The sequence below is a fragment of the Nocardia sp. NPDC056100 genome, from assembly GCF_042266325.1.
GTDB lineage: Bacteria > Actinomycetota > Actinomycetes > Mycobacteriales > Mycobacteriaceae > Nocardia.
This window is the reverse complement of sequence record NZ_JBHJVY010000007.1, coordinates 411,837-430,348: the sequence shown is the minus strand read 5'-3', so window position 1 is coordinate 430,348 and position 18,512 is coordinate 411,837. Positions and strand designations below refer to the sequence as shown.

Annotated in this window: 16 protein-coding genes; 10 read left to right on the top strand and 6 right to left on the bottom strand. The window is 65.9% G+C overall.

The genetic code is table 11. The features are described 5' to 3' along the window. The first annotated feature begins 61 nt into the window (after window positions 1–61). The 3 genes from ACFC0O_RS43595 to ACFC0O_RS43585 all read left to right on the top strand — a co-directional run bounded on the left by ACFC0O_RS43595 (window position 62) and on the right by ACFC0O_RS43585 (window position 4,413). Window positions 62–1,531 (top strand): APC family permease, encoded by a 1,470-nt coding sequence (locus ACFC0O_RS43595; RefSeq protein ID WP_375968179.1) that lies wholly within the window; start codon window positions 62–64, stop codon window positions 1,529–1,531. A 6-nt stretch (window positions 1,532–1,537) separates the two neighbouring features. Further along, a complete protein-coding gene (locus ACFC0O_RS43590) occupies window positions 1,538–2,266 on the top strand; it encodes an IclR family transcriptional regulator (RefSeq protein ID WP_375968178.1) in 729 nt (242 codons plus the stop codon). Between the two features lie 302 nt (window positions 2,267–2,568). Further along, window positions 2,569–4,413, top strand: a complete 1,845-nt coding sequence (locus tag ACFC0O_RS43585) for a sigma-54-dependent Fis family transcriptional regulator (protein ID WP_375968177.1) — start codon at window positions 2,569–2,571, stop codon at window positions 4,411–4,413. 17 nt (window positions 4,414–4,430) lie between these two features. Here the strand turns inward: ACFC0O_RS43585 and asnB are convergent, their stop codons facing one another. Further along, window positions 4,431–6,392, bottom strand: a complete 1,962-nt coding sequence (gene asnB / locus ACFC0O_RS43580) for an asparagine synthase (glutamine-hydrolyzing) (protein ID WP_364643987.1) — start codon at window positions 6,390–6,392, stop codon at window positions 4,431–4,433. A gap of 419 nt (window positions 6,393–6,811) precedes the next feature. Here asnB and ACFC0O_RS43575 point away from each other — a divergent pair, with 419 nt between their 5' ends. The 5 genes from ACFC0O_RS43575 to ACFC0O_RS43555 all read left to right on the top strand — a co-directional run bounded on the left by ACFC0O_RS43575 (window position 6,812) and on the right by ACFC0O_RS43555 (window position 10,960). Beyond that, entirely contained in the window at window positions 6,812–7,810 is a 999-nt protein-coding gene (locus tag ACFC0O_RS43575; RefSeq protein ID WP_375968176.1) for a cytochrome c oxidase subunit II, read from the top strand. 13 nt (window positions 7,811–7,823) lie between these two features. Beyond that, complete coding sequence (locus ACFC0O_RS43570; RefSeq protein WP_364643981.1) at window positions 7,824–8,240, top strand: cytochrome c oxidase subunit 4; 417 nt, start codon at window positions 7,824–7,826, stop codon at window positions 8,238–8,240. 156 nt (window positions 8,241–8,396) lie between these two features. After that, window positions 8,397–9,182 carry a ParA family protein gene (locus ACFC0O_RS43565; RefSeq protein ID WP_375968175.1) on the top strand — a complete coding sequence of 262 codons (786 nt, stop codon included), beginning with the start codon at window positions 8,397–8,399 and terminating at the stop codon, window positions 9,180–9,182. Between the two features lie 106 nt (window positions 9,183–9,288). Further along, window positions 9,289–10,491, top strand: a complete 1,203-nt coding sequence (locus ACFC0O_RS43560) for a hypothetical protein (protein ID WP_375968174.1) — start codon at window positions 9,289–9,291, stop codon at window positions 10,489–10,491. A 25-nt stretch (window positions 10,492–10,516) separates the two neighbouring features. Further along, entirely contained in the window at window positions 10,517–10,960 is a 444-nt protein-coding gene (locus ACFC0O_RS43555) for a pyridoxamine 5'-phosphate oxidase (protein ID WP_375968173.1), read from the top strand. A 5-nt stretch (window positions 10,961–10,965) separates the two neighbouring features. Here the strand turns inward: ACFC0O_RS43555 and ACFC0O_RS43550 are convergent, their stop codons facing one another. Both ACFC0O_RS43550 and ACFC0O_RS43545 read right to left on the bottom strand, forming a co-directional pair. Next, the gene (locus ACFC0O_RS43550; RefSeq protein WP_375968172.1) at window positions 10,966–11,811 is read right to left on the bottom strand and encodes a hypothetical protein; all 846 of its coding nucleotides are present in this window, start codon (window positions 11,809–11,811) and stop codon (window positions 10,966–10,968) included. A 159-nt stretch (window positions 11,812–11,970) separates the two neighbouring features. After that, complete coding sequence (locus ACFC0O_RS43545; protein ID WP_375968171.1) at window positions 11,971–12,744, bottom strand: 3-oxoacyl-ACP reductase family protein; 774 nt, start codon at window positions 12,742–12,744, stop codon at window positions 11,971–11,973. A 65-nt stretch (window positions 12,745–12,809) separates the two neighbouring features. On the opposite strand from ACFC0O_RS43545, the gene ACFC0O_RS43540 reads away from it, so the two are divergent. After that, window positions 12,810–13,196: a MerR family transcriptional regulator gene (locus ACFC0O_RS43540; RefSeq protein WP_375968170.1), complete on the top strand. Its 387-nt coding sequence runs from the start codon at window positions 12,810–12,812 to the stop codon at window positions 13,194–13,196. A 56-nt stretch (window positions 13,197–13,252) separates the two neighbouring features. Here ACFC0O_RS43540 and ACFC0O_RS43535 read toward each other — a convergent pair whose 3' ends face one another. From ACFC0O_RS43535 to ACFC0O_RS43525, 3 genes are all read right to left on the bottom strand, one after another. Next, window positions 13,253–14,077, bottom strand: coding sequence for an SDR family NAD(P)-dependent oxidoreductase (locus tag ACFC0O_RS43535; RefSeq protein WP_375968169.1), 825 nt, complete (start codon window positions 14,075–14,077; stop codon window positions 13,253–13,255). Window positions 14,078–14,176: 99 nt separating this feature from the next. Next, on the bottom strand, window positions 14,177–15,436 hold the full coding sequence (locus tag ACFC0O_RS43530; protein WP_375968168.1) for an FAD-dependent oxidoreductase: 1,260 nt from the start codon (window positions 15,434–15,436) through the stop codon (window positions 14,177–14,179). A gap of 54 nt (window positions 15,437–15,490) precedes the next feature. After that, a complete protein-coding gene (locus tag ACFC0O_RS43525) occupies window positions 15,491–17,041 on the bottom strand; it encodes an alkaline phosphatase D family protein (RefSeq protein ID WP_375968167.1) in 1,551 nt (516 codons plus the stop codon). Window positions 17,042–17,178: 137 nt separating this feature from the next. On the opposite strand from ACFC0O_RS43525, the gene ACFC0O_RS43520 reads away from it, so the two are divergent. Beyond that, window positions 17,179–18,384, top strand: a complete 1,206-nt coding sequence (locus ACFC0O_RS43520; RefSeq protein WP_375968166.1) for a hypothetical protein — start codon at window positions 17,179–17,181, stop codon at window positions 18,382–18,384. Window positions 18,385–18,512: the final 128 nt, after the last annotated feature.

Genomic DNA, 18,512 nt, shown 5'->3' with positions numbered 1-18,512 from the left:
GACATCGGGATCGAGCACGCTGTGGGACTTCACGTCACAGCAGTAGAGAGTTGGATACAGAATGCCCGCGCCGACGCCGAGTCCGCCACTGGTGGTGCGGCGCTCCTCGCTGCGCGGGCTCACTCGCCGCAAACTTCCGTTCCTGCCGGTGTTCGCGCAATCGGTGGCGGCCATCGCGCCGTCCGGAACCGCAGCTGTCACACCGCCTTTCGTGATCAGCGCGGTGGGCGGGGGCGCGAGTGTGCTGGCGTTCGTGGCGGCGGGTCTGCTGGCGACCTGTGTGGCGCTGCTGATCCGGCCGATGGCGCAGCGGCTCGCGGTCAGCGGCGGGCTCTATACGTATGTGGCGCAGGGACTCGGGCCCACCGTGGCGATTCCGGTCGGCTGGTCCGCGATCGTCGGATACGGCAGCGTGAGCGTGGCGGGATTGATCGCGGTCGGGACCTATGCGGGACAGTTCGCCGAGACCGCGGGGCTGAGCGGATTCGGTTCCACCGCGGCCATAGTCGCGGTGCTGCTGATCGCGGCGGCCGTGGCGGTGCTGCTCATGGTGCGCGGCATTCGCGTTTCGGCGGGGGCGACGCTGCTGGTCGAATGCGTTTCGGTGGCGGTGGTGCTGGCGCTCATGATCTATCTGCTCACCCGGGGCGGTGGCGGTGCGGGGCTGCCGCACGAGTACACCGAGCGTCCGGGCACCGGCAATCTCGCCATGAGCGCGGTGGTGGCGATCAGCGCGTTCGTCGGATTCGAGAGTGCGACCACGCTGTCCTCGGAGTCGTATCGGCCGTTCCGGTCGGTGCCGCGCACGCTGGTGTGGACGCCGGTCGCGGCGGCGGCCATCTACGTGGTGGCGGTGGTCGCGGAATCGATTGCGCTGGGCGGCGGTTCGGCGTTGAGTGCGGGCACCGAGACACCGGTGACGGATCTGCTGCTGCGGCAGGACGCCCGGGTGCTCGCGGCCGTGGTGGATCTGGGTATCGCCGCCTCGTTCTTCGCCTGCACCATCGCCTCCACCAATGCGCTGGTACGGGTGCTGTTCACCATGGGGCGCGAGCGCATCGCGCCCGCGGTGGTGGGGCGGGCGCACCGGCGGTTCCATACGCCCGCGCACGCCATCGTGCTGGCCATGGGTGTGATCACCGGCTGTGCGGTCGGTGCGCTGCTGGCGGGCACCGAACCGCAGGACGGCATCCGATCGTTCCTGACGCTCAGCGCGCTCGGTTATCTCGGCAGTTATCTGCCCGCCTGTCTGGCCGGGCCCGCGCTGCTCCGGCGGATCCATGAATCCAGCCGGGCGCTGAATGTGCTGGGCGCGGTGACGGCGGTGCTGCTGGCCTTGCTGGTGGGGGCGGCCGCGTTCTCGAATCAGAGCAACAATGCCGAACTGCTGACCGTCTATGCCGCCGTACTGGGCGCATCGCTGGTCTACACCGCCTGGTTGCGGGTGTTCGCGCCGGATCGATTGCGCGGCATCGGTATCTACGATGAGCCGCGGCGCACCGATCTGCTCCAGACCGCGACGTTCCGGTAGTACACGATGAAGGATTCGCGCCGCACGAACGCGGTCTCCAATTCCCTGGCCATTCTCGAGGTGGTCGCCGAATGCGGGGTCGGGGTAACCGCCAAGGAGATCGCGCATCGCCTCGATATGGCACCGGCGACGGCGTATCGGCTGATCAACGCGCTGGTCGCGGACGAATACCTGGTGCGCACAGCGGATTTGCGCGGCTTCGGGCTCGGTGTGCGATTGCGCGGGCTGGCGGGGGCGCTGAACACCCCCGTGGTGCCCGCCGCGGCGCGCGGATGTCTCGACGAGTTCCGCGCGACGACGCGATTCGCGGTGCACCTCATGCATTTCCGCACCGATTCGGTGCAGGTCGCCAATGAGGATCCGGATCATCCGGTGCCGGGGGAGCGCGAACTGGTCCGGCATCCGCATGCCTCGGCCGCCGGGAAACTGCTGCTCTCGACCCGGACCCAGTGGCGGGCAATGATTTCCGATCCGGCGCGGATCACCACGCACACCCATGTGGAGCATGCGGTGCTGGCGGAGGAGATGCGGGTCATTCGTGAGACCGGCTATGCGAGCGCGGTCAATGAACTGGTGCCGGGCATCGCCTGCCTGGCGTATCCGGTGTACAGCGAACACGGCACCGCCGAAGGCGCACTGTGTGTTTCGGGACCGAGCGGCCGGTATGCGGCACTGCTGGAACACGACGGATCGGCTCGTAAGTACGCGAAACTATTGGGCCCGCTGCTGTATTGACGAGTACGGCCGCTTGCCGTGCGTAGCGGGTTGACCTGCGCTGTCTTCAATCAGCGCCGCACCACCAGCCCCGACCCTGACGCGAACCTTGGGCGGTAGGTCACGGGTGACAACACTGGCACCGATGGCCGGGGCGGGCGGGCACTCCAACAGGTGCCACAGCCGAATGGGGCACGTATCCGTCAGCGGCTGTGGTCACAGTCGTTGGTGTCATCAGTTTCAGGTGGAATCACCCGGATACGATGTCCCACTTTGGGACACTTGAAGGTGGAAGGCAGCAAACTACGGCGAGAGGGGCACCCGTGAGTCTGGCCGGCCACAGCATCCCGGTCGTGCGTGCGCGCGAAAGCTTCCTCAGCTCGGGCGATCTCCCCGTGGACGGGGTGTCCGGTCTGGTGTCGGCATCCTGGCGGCGATCGGTCGAGGCGGGCGTCAGCGATCTGTCGAATGTGCTGGATCGTGGCTACGTGGGCGATCTCGATCTACAGAGCCGGTTCGTCCAGTGCGCACTGCCCGTAATCGACCGCCTCGAACTGGAATTGAGCGATCTACCGGTGAGTATCGCGCTCACCGACCGCAATTCGCGCGTGCTGCTGCGGCGCGACAATCAGCGACTGCTGGGCGGGCGGTTCGACACCGTGTTCTTCGCGCCCGGCTTCAATTACAGCGAGGGCGAGGTCGGCACCAATGGGGTCGGCACCGCGCTGGCCTCGGGTAAAGCCGTATTCATTACCGGCCATGAGCATTTCGCGGAGAACATCACCGTCTTCGCCTGCGCGGGCGCGCCGATCCGGGATCCGCTGACCGGGCTGGTGCAGGGCGTGCTCGATCTGAGCTGTCTGGCCACCGACGCCAGTCCGTTCATGCATTCGCTCGCCCAGCAGGCGGCGCGGAATATCGAAATCGAGCTGCGCGCCAGCGGATCCGTACATCAGCAGGCGGTGCTCGAACATTTCCTGCGGGTCAGCCGCACCGCGCGCGGGCCGGTGGTCTCCCTCGGCGGTGACGTGTTCATGAGCGATACCCGCGCCAATCAGCAACTACTGCCGCAGGAGAAGGCGTACATACGCGAAATCGCCTCCGGGCTCAGCGGATTGCGCGACAGCATGGTGCTCGACGTCGAGATGCCCTCGGGCCGTTCCGCCCGGGTGCGACCGGAAACCGTGACCGTCGGCGCGGATATCGCGGGCGTGGTGCTGCGGGTCGATCTCACCGCGCCGGAGCCGAGCGCCCGCCGTGCCCCGGTGAAATCGGTTGGCATGCCCGAGATCCCGGGTGATTCCGCCGCCTGGCGTCGCGTCACCGGCGAGGTGGTCGACGCGGCGCACACCGCCGCACCCGTGGTGCTCACCGGCGAATCCGGCAGCGGCAAACTGGCTTTGCTCACCGCCGCCCACCGCCGCGCCTTCCCCACCCGCCCCCTGGTCGTCATCGACTGCCGCACCGACCCGGTCGCCCAGGTCCTGAAGGGCCTCGAGGCCACCCGCCTGCCCACCCTGGTCCTGGCCCACCTCGACGAATTCCCCGGCGACTACGACGATCTCGATCGCATCCTCGACGAACGCGGTGAACACGGCTGGCTGGCCGCCACCATGGCGCACACGAACACCGAATGCGCGCACGCGGTTTCGGACAAGGTCGCCGAGGACTCAACCCCGTCATCCCGGCGTGCTTGTGGCCGGGATCCACACGCTCAATTGGATTCCGTCCTGCGACATTTCGACATCTCGGTCAGTGTCCCCCCGCTGCGACATCGCATCGATGATCTGCCGCAACTGGTTTCGCATCTGCTCGGCGTGCTCGCTCCGCGCCGGACGGTGGCGTGCACCCCCGCCACCTTGCGGGTGCTGCTCGGCCACGATTGGCCTGGAAATATCGCGGAACTGCGAGAAGCGTTGCGTACGGCGCTGACTCGGCGGCCGGTGGGGGATTTGCGGGCAGAGGATCTGCCCGAGACCTGTTTCGTTTCCGGCGGTCGCAGGCTCACGCCCATCGAGGCGGCCGAGCGCAGCGCCATCGTGCGGGCGCTCATGCAGACCGGCGGGAATCGGCGTGATGCCGCGGTGCTGGTCGGGATCGCCCGGTCCTCGCTCTATCGCAAGATCCAGGCGTACGGAATCCGGGTGGGGCAGAAGCTCACCGGGTGAGCGCCTGCCCCGTCGGCTCAGAGGCTGACCGGGTACACCGGCTCCTGGATCTCCGGCTTGATGCGGTCCTCGACGAAGATGCCGTGCCACACCATGAACACCAGCAGCGTCCACAGTCGCCGCGAATGGTCGATCGGCCCGGTGCGGTGCGCCTCCAGCATGGCCAGGATCGCGGGCTTGTTCAGCAGATGATCGGTGCCGGAGTCGGCGATCTGCTGACGCGCCCAGTCGAACAGTTCCGGACCGCGCAGCCAATGCCGCAGCGGCACCGGGAAACCCAGCTTCGCGCGGTGCAGCACATGCGGCGGGACGATGCCCTCCAGTGCCTGGCGCAGCGCGTATTTGGTGGTCTCCTTGGTGATCTTCTGTTCGAACGGGATCTGCTCGGCGACCTTGAAGACCTCGGAATCGAGGAAGGGGACCCGCAATTCGAGCGAATTGGCCATGGTCATCTTGTCGGCCTTGACCAGGATATCGCCGCGCAACCAGGTGAACAGGTCCAGATGCTGCATGCGCGCGACCGGATCCATGGCGCGGTCCTGCACACCGTAGATGGGGCCGGTGACATCCTGATGCGTCCACTCCGGGCGGAATTCCCGCAGTACCGAACGCAATTGGGCGTCATTGAAGCTGCGGGCATTGCCGTAGTAGCGGTCCTCCAGCTTGAGCGAGCCGCGATGCAGCAGGCTCTTACCGCGGGTGCCCTCCGGAATGCGGTCCGACAGCAGGCCAGCGAGCTTGCGCACGCTCTTGGGCAGATACTCGAACGGCTTGAGCGAGAGCGGTTCCCGGTAAATAGTGTACCCGCCGAACAGTTCGTCCGCGCCTTCGCCGGACAGCACCACCTTGACGTGCTTGCGGGCTTCCTTGGCGACGAAGTACAGCGGCACCAGCGCCGGATCGGCGACGGGTTCGTCCAGGTACCAGACGATCTCGGGGATGGCGTTGGCGAAATCCTCCGGCGTCACCATGCGAATGAAATGCTTCGCGCCGATCGCGGCGGCGGTCTCGGCGGCCACATCGGCCTCGGAGTACCCCTCGCGCTCGAACGCGGAGGTGAAGGTCAGCAGATTCGGGTTGTGCCGAATCGCCAGCGCCGCGATGGCGGTGGAGTCGATACCGCCGGACAGGAACGAGCCGACGGTCACATCGGCGCGCATATGCTTGGCGACCGAATCCTCCAGCGCCGCCGCGATCTCCTTGTACCGGGTGTTCGCGGCACCGAACGGCCGCACCCGGAACTGCGGATTGAAGTAGCGGGTGAAGCGCGGCTTCTGGCCCGGTTCGATCCAGGCGTAGCAACCGGATTCGAGGCGGCGGATGTTCTTGTGCAGCGTCTCGGGCTCGGGCACGTACTGCAGCACCGTGTAGTGCTCGAGCGCGCGCGGATCGAGGTCGTCGGAAAGCTCCAGCGCCGGAAGCAGTTCCAGCAGGCTCTTCTTCTCACTCGCGAACGCGGTGCCGCCCGGCCCGGTGGCCAGGAACAGCGGCTTGATGCCGAACGGGTCGCGCGCGATGAACAGTTTGCCGGTCTCGGTATCCCAGATGGCGAAGGCGAACATGCCGCGCAGGCGTTTGGCGGCCTCGGCTCCCCAGTAGTGGAAGGCCGCGACGATCGCCTCGGAGTCGCCCTCGGTCGCGAACATCGGCTCATCGCCGAATTCGGCCTGGTGCGCGGCCTTCAACTCCTCGCGCAGTTCGAGGTAGTTGTAGATCTCGCCGTTGAAGGTGAGCGCGTATCGCTCCCTGTTCTCCGGCGGGCCCCAGCGCAGCGGCTGATGCGAATGCTCGATATCGATGATGGACAGGCGATTGAAGCCGAAGATCATGCGATCGTCGTTCCAGGTGCCCTTCTCATCGGGGCCGCGATGCCGCTGGCAGTGCAGCGCCTCGTACACCTGCGCCGCCGTGGTCTCGACCGTCCGCCCATCCGGGGTGGTCGCCGTCTGAGCCGTCAGAAATCCGAGCAGTCCACACACTGCGGGCAGAACCTCGTTTCCGGAGTAAAGGAGAGTCACGCGTCGATACGCGAAACGTACTGTCCGAGTATGCCGCACGCGCGTTGATCGCGCCGCCAGAGGCCGTATCCACGGGTTATGAGGTTCTCGGAGTGTCGAAGCCGACCCCATCACAATGGTGTGCCCGGTTTGGTCTACGCTGCGTAGTACTCGGGAACTCCCGGGGCCGATCCTGCGTTGCGCGCGAACGGTCTCAGAGGTTCCCAGCGTGCTGTAGTTGTGTCGCCCGGCGGTAGGGAGCCCGGGCGATGCCAGTCGAATAGACGACCAGGAAGGCGTTGAGCGTGGCGCACAAGGCGAGCGAAGCGATAGGGGCACGACCCGCCCAGGGTCGGCGGGGCCGCATCCTTCGACGGGCCGGGCTGGCGGTGTCCTTGGGGATGACCGCGATGCTCGTCTCCGGATGCTCGATCGACAACCCGTGGCTTCGATTCGGTTGGCCCTCGGGCGTCACGCCGCAGGCCACCCGGATGCGCGAGCTGTGGACTTGGTCCGTCATCGCCGCTCTGGTGATGGGTGTGATCGTGTGGGGTCTGACCTTCTGGACGATCGCGTTCCACCGCAAGAAGGCGGACTCCCCGGAGTTCCCGCGGCAGACCGGTTACAACGTGCCGCTGGAGCTGAGCTACACGGCGGCTCCGTTCGTGATCATCGCGGTGCTGTTCTACTTCACCGTGGTGGTGCAGAACTACGTGCACGAGAAGGTCTCCGATCCGGATGTCGTGGTCGATGTGACCGCGTTCCAGTGGAATTGGAAGTTCGGCTACCAGAAGGTCGACCTCAAGGGCGGTGCTCCGGTGTACGACGGTGTCGATCACGTCCGTCAGGACATGAACCAGCAGATCAAGGACGAGTACGCGGAGCGCACCGAGGACGGTCACCCGCAACCCGGCCCGAACAACGGTCTGCCCGCGAATGACATCTCGTACCTGAACTACGACAAGATCGAGACCGTCGGCACCTCGAACGAGATCCCGGTCCTGGTCCTGCCGACCGGTAAGAACATCGAGTTCCAGCTGGCCGCGGCGGATGTCATCCACTCCTTCTGGGTGCCGGAGTTCCTGTTCAAGCGGGACGTCATGCCGAACCCGAAGCAGAACAACTCGGACAACATCTTCCAGATCACCAAGATCGAGAAGGAAGGCGCGTTCGTCGGCCGTTGCGCCGAGATGTGCGGCACCTTCCACTCCATGATGAACTTCGAGGTTCGCGCGGTTTCGCCGGAGAACTTCCAGAAGTACCTGGATGCGCGCAAGGATGGCAAGACCAACGCGGCGGCGCTGGAGTCCATCGGGCAGTCGCCGCTGGCGACGACCACCAAGCCGTTCAACACCAAGCGCGATGCGCGTGGCAACGAACTCGCCTCCGAAGTCAAGTGAGGGATGAACTGACATGAAGGTCGAAGCTCGCATCTTCGAACTGCTCGCGGTCTTTTTCGCGATCGTGGGCGTCGTCTACGCCTACTTCACCGCCCAGTCGCGCACCGGCGTCGAATGGGCCGGCACCACCGCGATCGTGCTGACGGCGGGTCTGGCGCTGATCGTCGGCACCTACTTCCGCTTCGTCGCCCGTCGACTGGACCTGCGTCCGGAAGACTACGAAGAGGCCGAAATCGTGGACGGCGCAGGCGACCTGGGCTTCTTCTCGCCCGGTTCGTTCTGGCCCATCCTGCTCGCGGGCGCGGGTTCCATCACCGCCCTGGGCTTCGCCTTCTTCCAGTACTGGCTGATCGGCGTCGGCGTGGTCTGCATCCTGGTCGCCGCGGGCGGTCTGGTGTTCGAGTACCACCTCGGCCCCGAAAAGCACTGATTCGGCGGTATCGAGTCGAACTACGAAGCGCCCCACCGGATTCCGGTGGGGCGCTTCGCGTTGTCCGCGTACTCGGCCGGTGCGGGCGGTATTTCGTGAGTAAACACTCACGCGTCGCAGCGCCGGGTCCGGAGCCTGCGGGGCTAGCCTGGCAACATGTTGGCAACCTCTGAAGCGCAGATCGTGGCCCTGTGCAACCAGAAGGGTGGGGTCGGGAAGACGACCTCGACCATCAATCTAGGAGCGGCGCTCGCCGAGACCGGACTGCGCGTGCTGCTGGTCGATCTCGATCCGCAGGGCGCGCTGTCGGCCGGGTTGGGCGTGTACGTCAACGACCTCGAGCTGACCATCTACGACCTGCTCAGCCGGAACGCGCCCTCGGTCGACGAGGTGCTGATGAAGACCGGCGTCGAGAACATGCACCTGCTCCCGAGCAATATCGACCTCTCCGCCGCGGAAATCCAGCTCGTCAACGAGGTCGGCCGCGAACAATGCCTGGCCCGCGTCCTGGACCCCATCCGCGACCGCTACGACTACATCCTCATCGACTGCCAGCCGTCGCTGAGCCTGCTCACCGTCAACGCCCTGGCCTGCGCCGACGGCGTCATCATCCCCATGGAACCGGAATACTTCGCCCTGCGCGGCCTGGCCCTGCTCACCGACACCATGGAAAAAGTCCGCGACCGCCTCAACCCCCGCCTACACCTATCCGGCATCGTCGTCACCATGTTCGACGGCCGCCTCCTGCACTCCCGCCAGGTCCTCACCCGAGTCAAAGAAGTCTTCGGCGACCGCGTCTACGACACCCAGATCTCCCGTACCGTCCGCTTCCCCGACGCCACCCTCGCCGGCGAACCGGTAACCACCTGGGCCCCCAAATCCCAAGGCGCCGAACAATACCGAGCCCTGGCCACTGAACTGATCTCCCGCACCGGGCGGTGAGGCGCAAGCGTCGATCAGACTGGCTTGTTTGGTTTGCCGGGGTTACGCGGCGGGCCGTATAGTCCTCGCGTCTACAGCGCGTGAGTGTGTGTTCGATGGGGTGGGGATGACGGCCGAGACTGCCGCGGCGGAGCCGGTGGGCGATACCACGATTGAGGTCGCGGCGGCCCCGCGCCGCGGGAAGCGCTGGATCCTGCTGATTGTGGCGCTACTTGGTGGTTCCGCGGTATTGGCGTTGGCGGTTTTCGCTCGTGTTCATGTGTCGCCCGAGGACGCCGCGCGTGCGGACTTACGGACGGCACAGCTGGATTTGATCAATGCGCCCGGCGCGCACTACACCGGGGTGCTGAACGGGCCCGGTGGTAAGAGCGCGGGTATAGATCTGCGTGTCACGAACGTCGGCGATATGTCGGGGACTGTGGAAATCGCGCCCGGCCGGAAGCTGAACTATCTGCGAATCGGCACAAAGACTTTCGTGCAGGGTAGTCGTGACGCATGGCTGACCTACGGATTCACCGAGGACGGCGCGACCATCGCGGACGGTCAGCAATTGGAGCAGCCGTCCATGTTCTACGGTATGGACCTGTCCGTGACTCTGACACCGGATTCGCTCGGCATGTTCCTGGGCTCAGCCGCGGAATACGGTCAGTCGGTACGGCCCGGCCGGGTGACCAGCATAGACGGGCACGATTCCACACCGATCACCAGCGGGACAGTAACGACCTACGTGCACGCGGGTCGGGTCGACCGAATTGTGGACGCGAGCTTCGACATTCGCGTCGCGGTAATGACGTCCGATGAGGTGTCGCGCTTCTACACCGACCTCCGGCCGACCGTGTCCGCCCTCGATGTCGCCTCTCAGAAGGATACGAAGGTTACCTCCGTGGGCAGTTGGGACATGTCCTGCGCGCCGACCTGCGCTGCGATCGCAACGCTTACCAGCTCCGCGCGTGGCTTGCTCGACGTCACCATCCCCGGGATCACCCCCCGCTCCACACCCCCGGTGGACAATATTTTTGTCTCCTATCAATTCGTTCTCACCATCAATGACTCAGTCATCCCTCGACCGGACTGCACGGGTGTCGTGGAGATGCCAGGGAATGGATCTACCACTCTCACCTGCTCTTTCATCCCCAACTCCGGTGGGCAGGTCGCGTCGAGACTCATCATCCGACCGATCCTCGGCCGAGCCCTGGCCGATGCGCTGGTCGTCAGCCTCACCGATGACGCAGCCCGCGCTCTCGCCAAATCCGCCTGCCGCGTAACTCGAATCGGGCGTTCGAGCACCACCGCCGAATCCGGCTGTTGAGGTCCGGAGTCCGTAGACTTCGGGAGTGACCGATCTCGCTGAATTCGCGCGGCTGATTGCCGGTGATCATGGGTTGTGTGTGGTTTCGACGTTGCGGGCGGATGGGACCATCCAGTCTTCGCTGATCAATGCGGGGGTGTTGGCGCATCCGGATAGTGGTGAGCCGGTGGTGGGGATGGTTTTGCGGGGTGGGACTCGGAAGTTGGCGAATTTGCGGGTGCGGCCGCGGATGTCGGTGGTGGTTCGGGTGGGGTGGGAGTGGCGCACGGTTGAGGGGAATGTGTGGATTGCGGGGCCGGATGATCCGGTGGTGGGGATCGATGGGGAGCGGTTGCGGGTGTTGCTGCGGGAGGTGTTCACCGCGGCCGGTGGGACACATGATGATTGGGATGAGTACGACCGGGTGATGGCCGAGGATCGGCGCGCGGTGGTGCTGGTGATTCCGGATCGGGTGTACGGGAACGGGTGAGGGGATCACCAGCCGCCGTCGAAGAAGGCGGTCAGGGCGGGTGGGGAGTCCGCGGCTGTGGCCGTGTTGACCACCGCGATGGTGATGGCGGCCAGTGATAACACGGTTGCGAGCGTGGCGAATACGGCCAGGGTGCGCCGGGTTCGTTTGTCGGACCCGGTTGTTCGGGCGAAAGCGCGCCAGCACAATGCGCTCGCCACGATTGCGATGACGCCCGTGGTCGCGGCGATCACGGCCATGGCGGCGTGATATCTGCCGAAGTCGTCGATCATCACGCGCAGGGCGGGAGTGATCTGGTCCTCGGCCAGGTCCTGCCGGATCTGATTCAGGGTGGGCGCGAGATCGCCGCCGGAGTCACCGACCGGCAGCATGGGCAGCAACGATGCGAAAGGCGCTGCCACGCCTTGGATATTCGCCATCACGGTCAGCAACGCGAAGAGCGCCAGCAGGGTCACGAACGTTCCGGCGGTGGCGAGCGCGGCATTGATTCCGGCGCCGAGCTCGGCGGCCCGCAGAAATGCCTTCCAAACCAGAACTGCCAGCGCGACAAGCACTATCAGCAGCAGCCCGGCGATCACGGCCTTGGCAATATGATACCGGAACCAATAGTCGACAGTATGTTGCAGGCTCGCCGGAAAATCCCCGGACCCGGACGCCCAGTACTCGGCAAACGCCTTCCGAAACGCATCCCGCAGGGCATTCTCATCGGAGAAATCCGCCGAGCCACTCGCCGCGAGCGTACGCGGCGCGATGACCAGCGCCAGGCTCAGCGCCACAGCCAGGGCCACGAGCGCGACCAGAAGATGACCGGAGACGCCCGCGGACCGCGACCGGATCACTGTGCTGGACAAGGAGATACCTCCGGCCGGTCGACTGAATGGACGGCGCGCGGATCTGCCGGGCAGGCGCGGCCGGGCACTTCCTTCGCGAGCCTACAGATTCTTCGCGAACCCGGAGATCGGCGGAACGTGCCCGGTCCCGCTGGTTGGCGCGGCCGGGCACGTCGTACCTCAGGCGGTGTAACCGCCGTCCACGGCGAGCGCGGTGCCGGTGATGTACCGGCCGCCGGGCCCCGCCAAATAGGCCACGGCCGAGGCGATGTCCTCGGCCTGCCCGTAATGCCCGAGTGCGGTGAGCGAGCGCTGGAAATCGGCGGTATCACCGTCCGCCGGATTCATATCGGTGTCGATCGGACCCGGATCCACGATGGTGGCGGTGATGCCGCGCGGACCGAGTTCGCGGGCAAGACCTTTGGTCAGCCCGATGAGCGCGGATTTCGCGGTGGCCTGCAGCACGAAGGCCGGACCGGGCACGCGCCCGTTGAAGCAGGACCCGATGCTGATGATCCGCCCGCCCGCGGACATCTGCCGTGCGGCGGCCTGGGCGGCCAGGAACACCGAGCGGATATCGACGGCCAGCACGCGATCCAGCTCCTCGGCCGACACCTCCGCCAGCGGTCCGTAGGTGAGGAAGCCCGCGTTGTTCACCAGAATGTCTATCCCACCCAGCTCCCGCACGGTCTGTTCCACCGCTCGCGCGGCGGCCTCGGGTTGAGTCAGGTCGGCCCGAATGGTCACCGCCCGGCCGCCGGTCGCCTCGATCCGCTTGGCGACCGCAGTGGCCTGATCGGCGGCCTCGACATAGGTGAGTGCGATGTACGCGCCGTCGGCGGCGAGCCGTTCGGCGATCGCCGCCCCGATGCCGCGGCTGCCCCCGGTCACCAGCGCTACTTTGCCGATCAGATCGTCGACGGGACGCTGCGCGATGTTCTCGTTGTTGCTCATACCGGCATCCTGAAACTCTGACACCGGTGTGAGAGTCAAGCCCTACGCGAATCGGAGTGGGACATATGCGAATCGGAGAACTGTCGCGGCGTACCGAAACACCGCCCCGTCTGCTGCGGTATTACGAGGAGCAGGGTTTGATCGCCTCGGATCGGTGCGCGAACGGTTATCGCAGCTATGACGAGGCGAATGTCGATCGCGTCGTGCAGATTCGGGGCTTGCTCGCGGCGGGGCTGCCGGTGCGGATCATCAAGCAGATCCTGCCGTGCTTGAAAGCGCCGCGCGATATCCATTTCGAGAATCCCACCCCGGAGATGCTGGCGACCCTGGAACAGGAGTACGACCGCATGACCGCGCGCATCGCAGCGCTGGAACACAGTCGCGCCGCCGTCGCCGAATATGTCGCGACGGTGCGCCGCAAGGAGTTCGAGCGGTCCCTGCGGGTGGGCTGAAAGGCGGGGTGCCGTACTGCCCGGCACCCCGTCTCCCCTCATCGAGTGGAGCTGGCTCAGATGCCGAGGGCGTGTTTCAACCGGGTGGTGCGGGGTGACATGCCCGCGAGGCCCAAAAGGGCGCGGGGGAAACGGGGTTGGAGCTGGGCGGGCCGGGTGCGGATGGCGGTTTCTATCCAGTGCGCCGCCTCGCTCGCGTCCAGCACCGGCTGTTCGGTGAAGTAGGTCGGCGCGGTGGCGTCGATGCGGAAGGCCGGATAGTGCACGGCGGTGACGTGAATCCCGCGCGGGGAGAGTTCGGCGTCGGCGCACTGCCCGAAGGTGGTCCAGGCCGCCTGCGAGCTGGCATAGGACGCGAAATTCGGTGCGGCGCCGGTGGTCAGGCTCCAGGGGCCGACATTCACCACATGACCGGAACCGCCCGCGAGCATGGCGGGCAGCAGGCCGAGGGTCAGCCGGAGCGGGCCGAAGTAGTTGGCGGCCATGGTGCGCTGGTAATCGCTGAAGCGATCCAGCGATTGCAGGACCGGGCGGCGGGATGGGCGGCCCGCGTTATTGATCAGCACATCGATGCTGTCGAAATCGGTGACCAGCCATTCGACCAGCTGATCCACATCACCGAGTGCTGACAGATCGCAGCGATTCCAGTGCGCGCGCCCACCGGCCTCGATGATATCGGCGCAGTCGGCGGCCAGTTGACTCCCGCGGCGCGCGACGAGGAGCACCTCTGCGCCGTGGGAGGCGAGTAATCGCGCTGTGGCCCGGCCTATTTCGGAGCAGGCGTCGGTGATCACGATGCGTTTGCCCGCGATCGAATCGACGGCGGGACGCGGACGGCGAGCAGTGCGGAATTCCATCATGGACAGGCAACCTTCAGTCATGAATGAGCCGAACCATGCACCGATACCCCGCCGACAGTACCGATACCGTCCGCACCACCCGGCTGCTAGCCGATTGCTGGCGGTGCGGCGGAACACATTCTAATCGGTCGGGTCATAACGCCGGGCGCGTTCGGCCAGGCAGATTTCATCGATCGAGGACACGATGTCCCGCAACAGTTCCGAGGGCAGCGCGGCCGGGCGCAACCGGCAGGTGAAGGTGATGAAGCCATGATCTTCGTTATCGAGTTCGCGCAGGTAGTGCGAGCGCACCCCGTAGGTGAGCGCGGAAATCACGGTGAAGCAACCGGTTTGCTCACGATGTCCGGAGAACAGATCGTGCAGCTTGTGGAAGACCCTGGGGTAGGTCGACATCGGCGCGAACACCGAGATGCGGTATGCCGAACCACGTTCGGAGGAACTGATGACCGTATCGGCCAGGTACTCCGCATCGCGCAGCGTCAGCACCTTCGGAGCGAACATGAGCGCACCCGCGGCGGCATTACGCACCGGCATACCGGCGCGCCCGCCCGCCGATGCGGCGATGGCGCCCAGCGACTTTCGAGCGCGCGAGCCGACCTCGCGCCGCGCGCGCAGCGACAGGTTCGGCGCGGTCGGATGCAGGCTCGACCACTGCCCGAAGCGCACCGTGCCGAGCTGTACGGTGCCGGTGCCGACCGGCCGCGCCACCTTCAGCGGTGCGGTATCCACCCAGCGCCCGACCTGGAGCATGGCCTCACCGGGTGACTGAATCTCCTTGTACGCCTGCTCCACGAAGGTGTCGAAGTCCAGGAAGCGATGCGCGTCCGTGGTGAGCCAGGTGCGGTCCTTGTCCACCTCGGTCACCCCGAGGGTGAGCGCGGTGATGATGCCGGTGCGCCCGCCGCCGCCCAGGATCCGATGGAAGCGCTCGGTGTGGTGATTGCGCCCGCAGGTGCCGAAACGCCCGTCCTGATCGACGTATTCGACCTCGACGACGTTATCGCTGAACATGCCGAAGCGATGCGAGGCGGCGCTGAGCCCGCCGACCGCCGCGAAACCGCCCGCGGTGATATCCCGGTGGTCGCCGACGATGGGCAGGCCCAAACCGTGTGCGCCCAGGGTGCGGTCGATATCGGACAGGCGCGCGCCCGCCTGCACCCGTACGGTGCGGGCGTCGGCGTCCACGACCTGGACCCGGTTCATCTTGCGCAGCGAGAGCACGGTGCCCTGTTCGGGCAGTGCGAGCTCTTCGTCCGGTCGCTCCCCACCGCGGATGATCAGCGGTTTCGTCGATTTGCGCGAATCCCGAACGGTACGAACCACATCCGCGGTGTCGCGCGGCAGGAACTCGGCCGGGAGGGTGGAGAAGGACGTGCTCATGGCGCTACAGCTAACCATAGTCGAGCCCGTCCTGCTCGTACTTGGACCGCCGTCTCAGTGTGCGGGCGTGAGACGCTGTGTGAACAGCACGTTTCCGGTCGCGTCGCACAGATTCACTGTGAGTTCGCGGGACTTGCCGTCAATGCTGACCTCGCCGAAATGCTGGTAGGCGCCGTCCAGCGGGGAGGCGTTCTGCACCGGGGGAGCGTGCACGAAAACGGCTTCCGGACCGAAGGTTCCGTCCAGGGGGTTCGGGCCGAACGCACCGGCGTTCAACGGCCCGGAGACGAATTCCCAGAATTCGTCGAAGTCCTGGAACGCGGCGCGCTCGGGCGAATAGTGGTGCGCGGCGGTGTAATGCACATCCGCGGTGAGCCAGACGACGCCGGAAACCTTGTTGGCCTTGATGGATGAGAGCACCTTGGCGATCTCGGTCTCACGCCCCGAGGGCGCGCCCGGATCATTGTTCGCCGGACCCTCGAAAGCGGTGCGATCGGGCTGTTCACCATCTTTCACGACCACTCCGAGCGGCAGGTCGTTGGCGACGATTTTCCAGGTCGCCTTGGAATCCTTCAAAGCGCCGATGAGCCATTGGGTTTGGGCCGCGCCGAAAATCTTGCCGTCGGGCGAGCGGTTCTCGTCATTGGTGTCCTTGTACGTGCGCATATCCAGTACGAAGACATCCAGCAGCGGTCCGTAGGAGATCTTGCGATACAGCCGCCCGTCCACGGCCTCCTTGGGCTCCACCGGCATCCACTCGTGAAATGCCTGCCAGGACCGGGTGGCGAGCACATCCATACTGCGTTCTGTGTACCCCTTGGTCGGGCCGACCTGTCCGCCCGGATACCAGTTGTTGACCGTCTCGTGGTCGTCCCACTGCACGATCTGCGCCACCGAGGAATTGAAGCGGCGATAGTTCTCGTCGGTGAAGTTGTAGGCGAAATTACCGCGGAACTGATCCAGGGTCTGCGCCACAGCGCTTTTCGCCTCGGAGACGGTATTGCGCCAGATCCGGCCGTCCGGCAGCGTCACCGATTCCTTGAGCGGGCCGTCCGCGTAGATGGAATCGCCGGAATGGATGAACAAATGCGGATCGCGCGCGGCCATGGCGGAGAAGATCTTCATTCCGCCGAGGTCGGGATTGATGCCGTAACCCTGGCCGACCACATCGCCGGACCACAGCAGTTTGATATCCGAGGCACCGGTCGGCACGGTGCGGAAAACGCCGGTGACGGGTTCGGAGGTGGCATCGCCCTCGAGGGTGACGCGATAGTGCACCTGCTGTCCGGCGGGCAGGCCGTTCACCCGCACCCGGCCGGTGCCGTCGGTATCGGGGGTCAGCATGGGGCCTTCGAAACGCTTTGCGTCCTTGAAGGATTCGGTGGCAGCGGTCTCCACGATGAGCTTGGCGGGCTGATCCGAGCGCGCCCAGATGAGTGCGCCGTCCGAGCGGGGGTCACCGACCGCCACCCCGTGCGTCAGCTTCGGTCGCTGCTTGACCAGGGCGGGACCATCATTCGACGAGCACGCCGCGAGCGCCGGAGCGACGATCAGTCCGGCGGCCGAGGTGCGCAGTAGGGTGCGCCGCGAGAGATGTATAGCCATGTGGCCGACCTTTCATCAGCTAGCTCAACATCAGCTGAACTGTGCCGGACCGGTCCGCGAATGCTCGGCTACGGAGCGGCGTGTCGCGGCGTCGCGAGCTGGACCGATTGTCGGTCCCGCTCCGTATAGTCCGGAACATGAGTTTTCTGGGAGGGGTGTTCGGGTCGGCGCGAAATCGGTTCGGGGAGAAGGTGCTTGCGCAAGTCCTCGGCTACGAGGGCATCGATTCCGCCGAGTTCGACGCCGCGGCTTTCGAAGTGCGTTTCCGCTTCCGTGAATCCGGGCACGGCAAGTTGATGCTGGATACGTTGTACAAACGCTGTCAGGGGCAGCCGGACGCCGAACGTCAACGCCGCGTCGACGATTTGATGGGGGAGTACCTCACCGAGAGCGCGCCCGACACCTGGGATGCGGTGGCGGGGCGCTTGCGCCCGGTACTGCGCGGGTCCGAGCGTTCCCGCATCGAATTGGAGGGGTTCGAGGGTCGGGACGTGATGGTGTGGCGGCCCGCGCTGCCGTATCTGATCGAGTTGGTCGTGATCGATATGCCCGCCACCATGCACTTCGTCAATACGCTCGATCTGGAGCGCTGGGGTGTTGACGCCGAACAGGTATTCCGCGCGGCGCATGTGAATATGGCCGGGCTGGCGATGAATACGCTCGCCGCGTTCGAACCCACCACCACTACCCGGGTACTGGAATTCGCCGATGACGACGGTGAGAGCTATGTCGGCTCGCTACCGCTGGTGGCGGGGTGGCTGGCCGGGGTCGCGACCCGCACCGGCACCCGGCCGATCGTGCTGATGCCCGGGCACCTCGGCATGTTCGTGGTGCTGGACCCCTCCGATGAGCAGCTCCCGGCCTTCCTGGAGATGGCCGCGAACAAATACGACGAGGCGCTACGCCCGCTCACCCCGCTGCCGTACACCGTGGACGCCGAGGGCGATCTGGTGCCGCTCCAGGTGCCGCAGGGGCATCCGGCGTGGTCTGCGCTGCGCAGCGCGGAAGCGCAGCTGGCCGCGCACGCGTATCGCATTCAAACCGAATACCTGCGCGCGGACCGCTATCGCGAGGAGGCCGTCAGCGAGGTCATGCATGTGCGCGCGCCCGACGGCACCGAACACACCATGACACCGTGGACCGACGGCGTCCCCACCCTGCTGCCGCACGCGCACTTCGTCTGCCTGGTCACCATGACCGGCGAGGTCTTCCGGGTCGCCTGGGAGGATGTCGCCGCCCACGTATCCCTCACTCCGGCCCCGGGTTTCGATCCGCCGCGCTACCGGGTGGAAGATCATCCGCCCGCCGCGGTCATGGATCGCCTACGCGCGCTGTCATATTGAGACGGTGTGGATCCCGGCCGAAAACGCGCCGGGATGACGGGCGTGGTGTCTGCGGTCCGGAGATGACGAGCGTGTTCGCGATGCGGCGCGGTATAGCGGCGGGTCGGGCGGTGTGGCGAATAATGCAT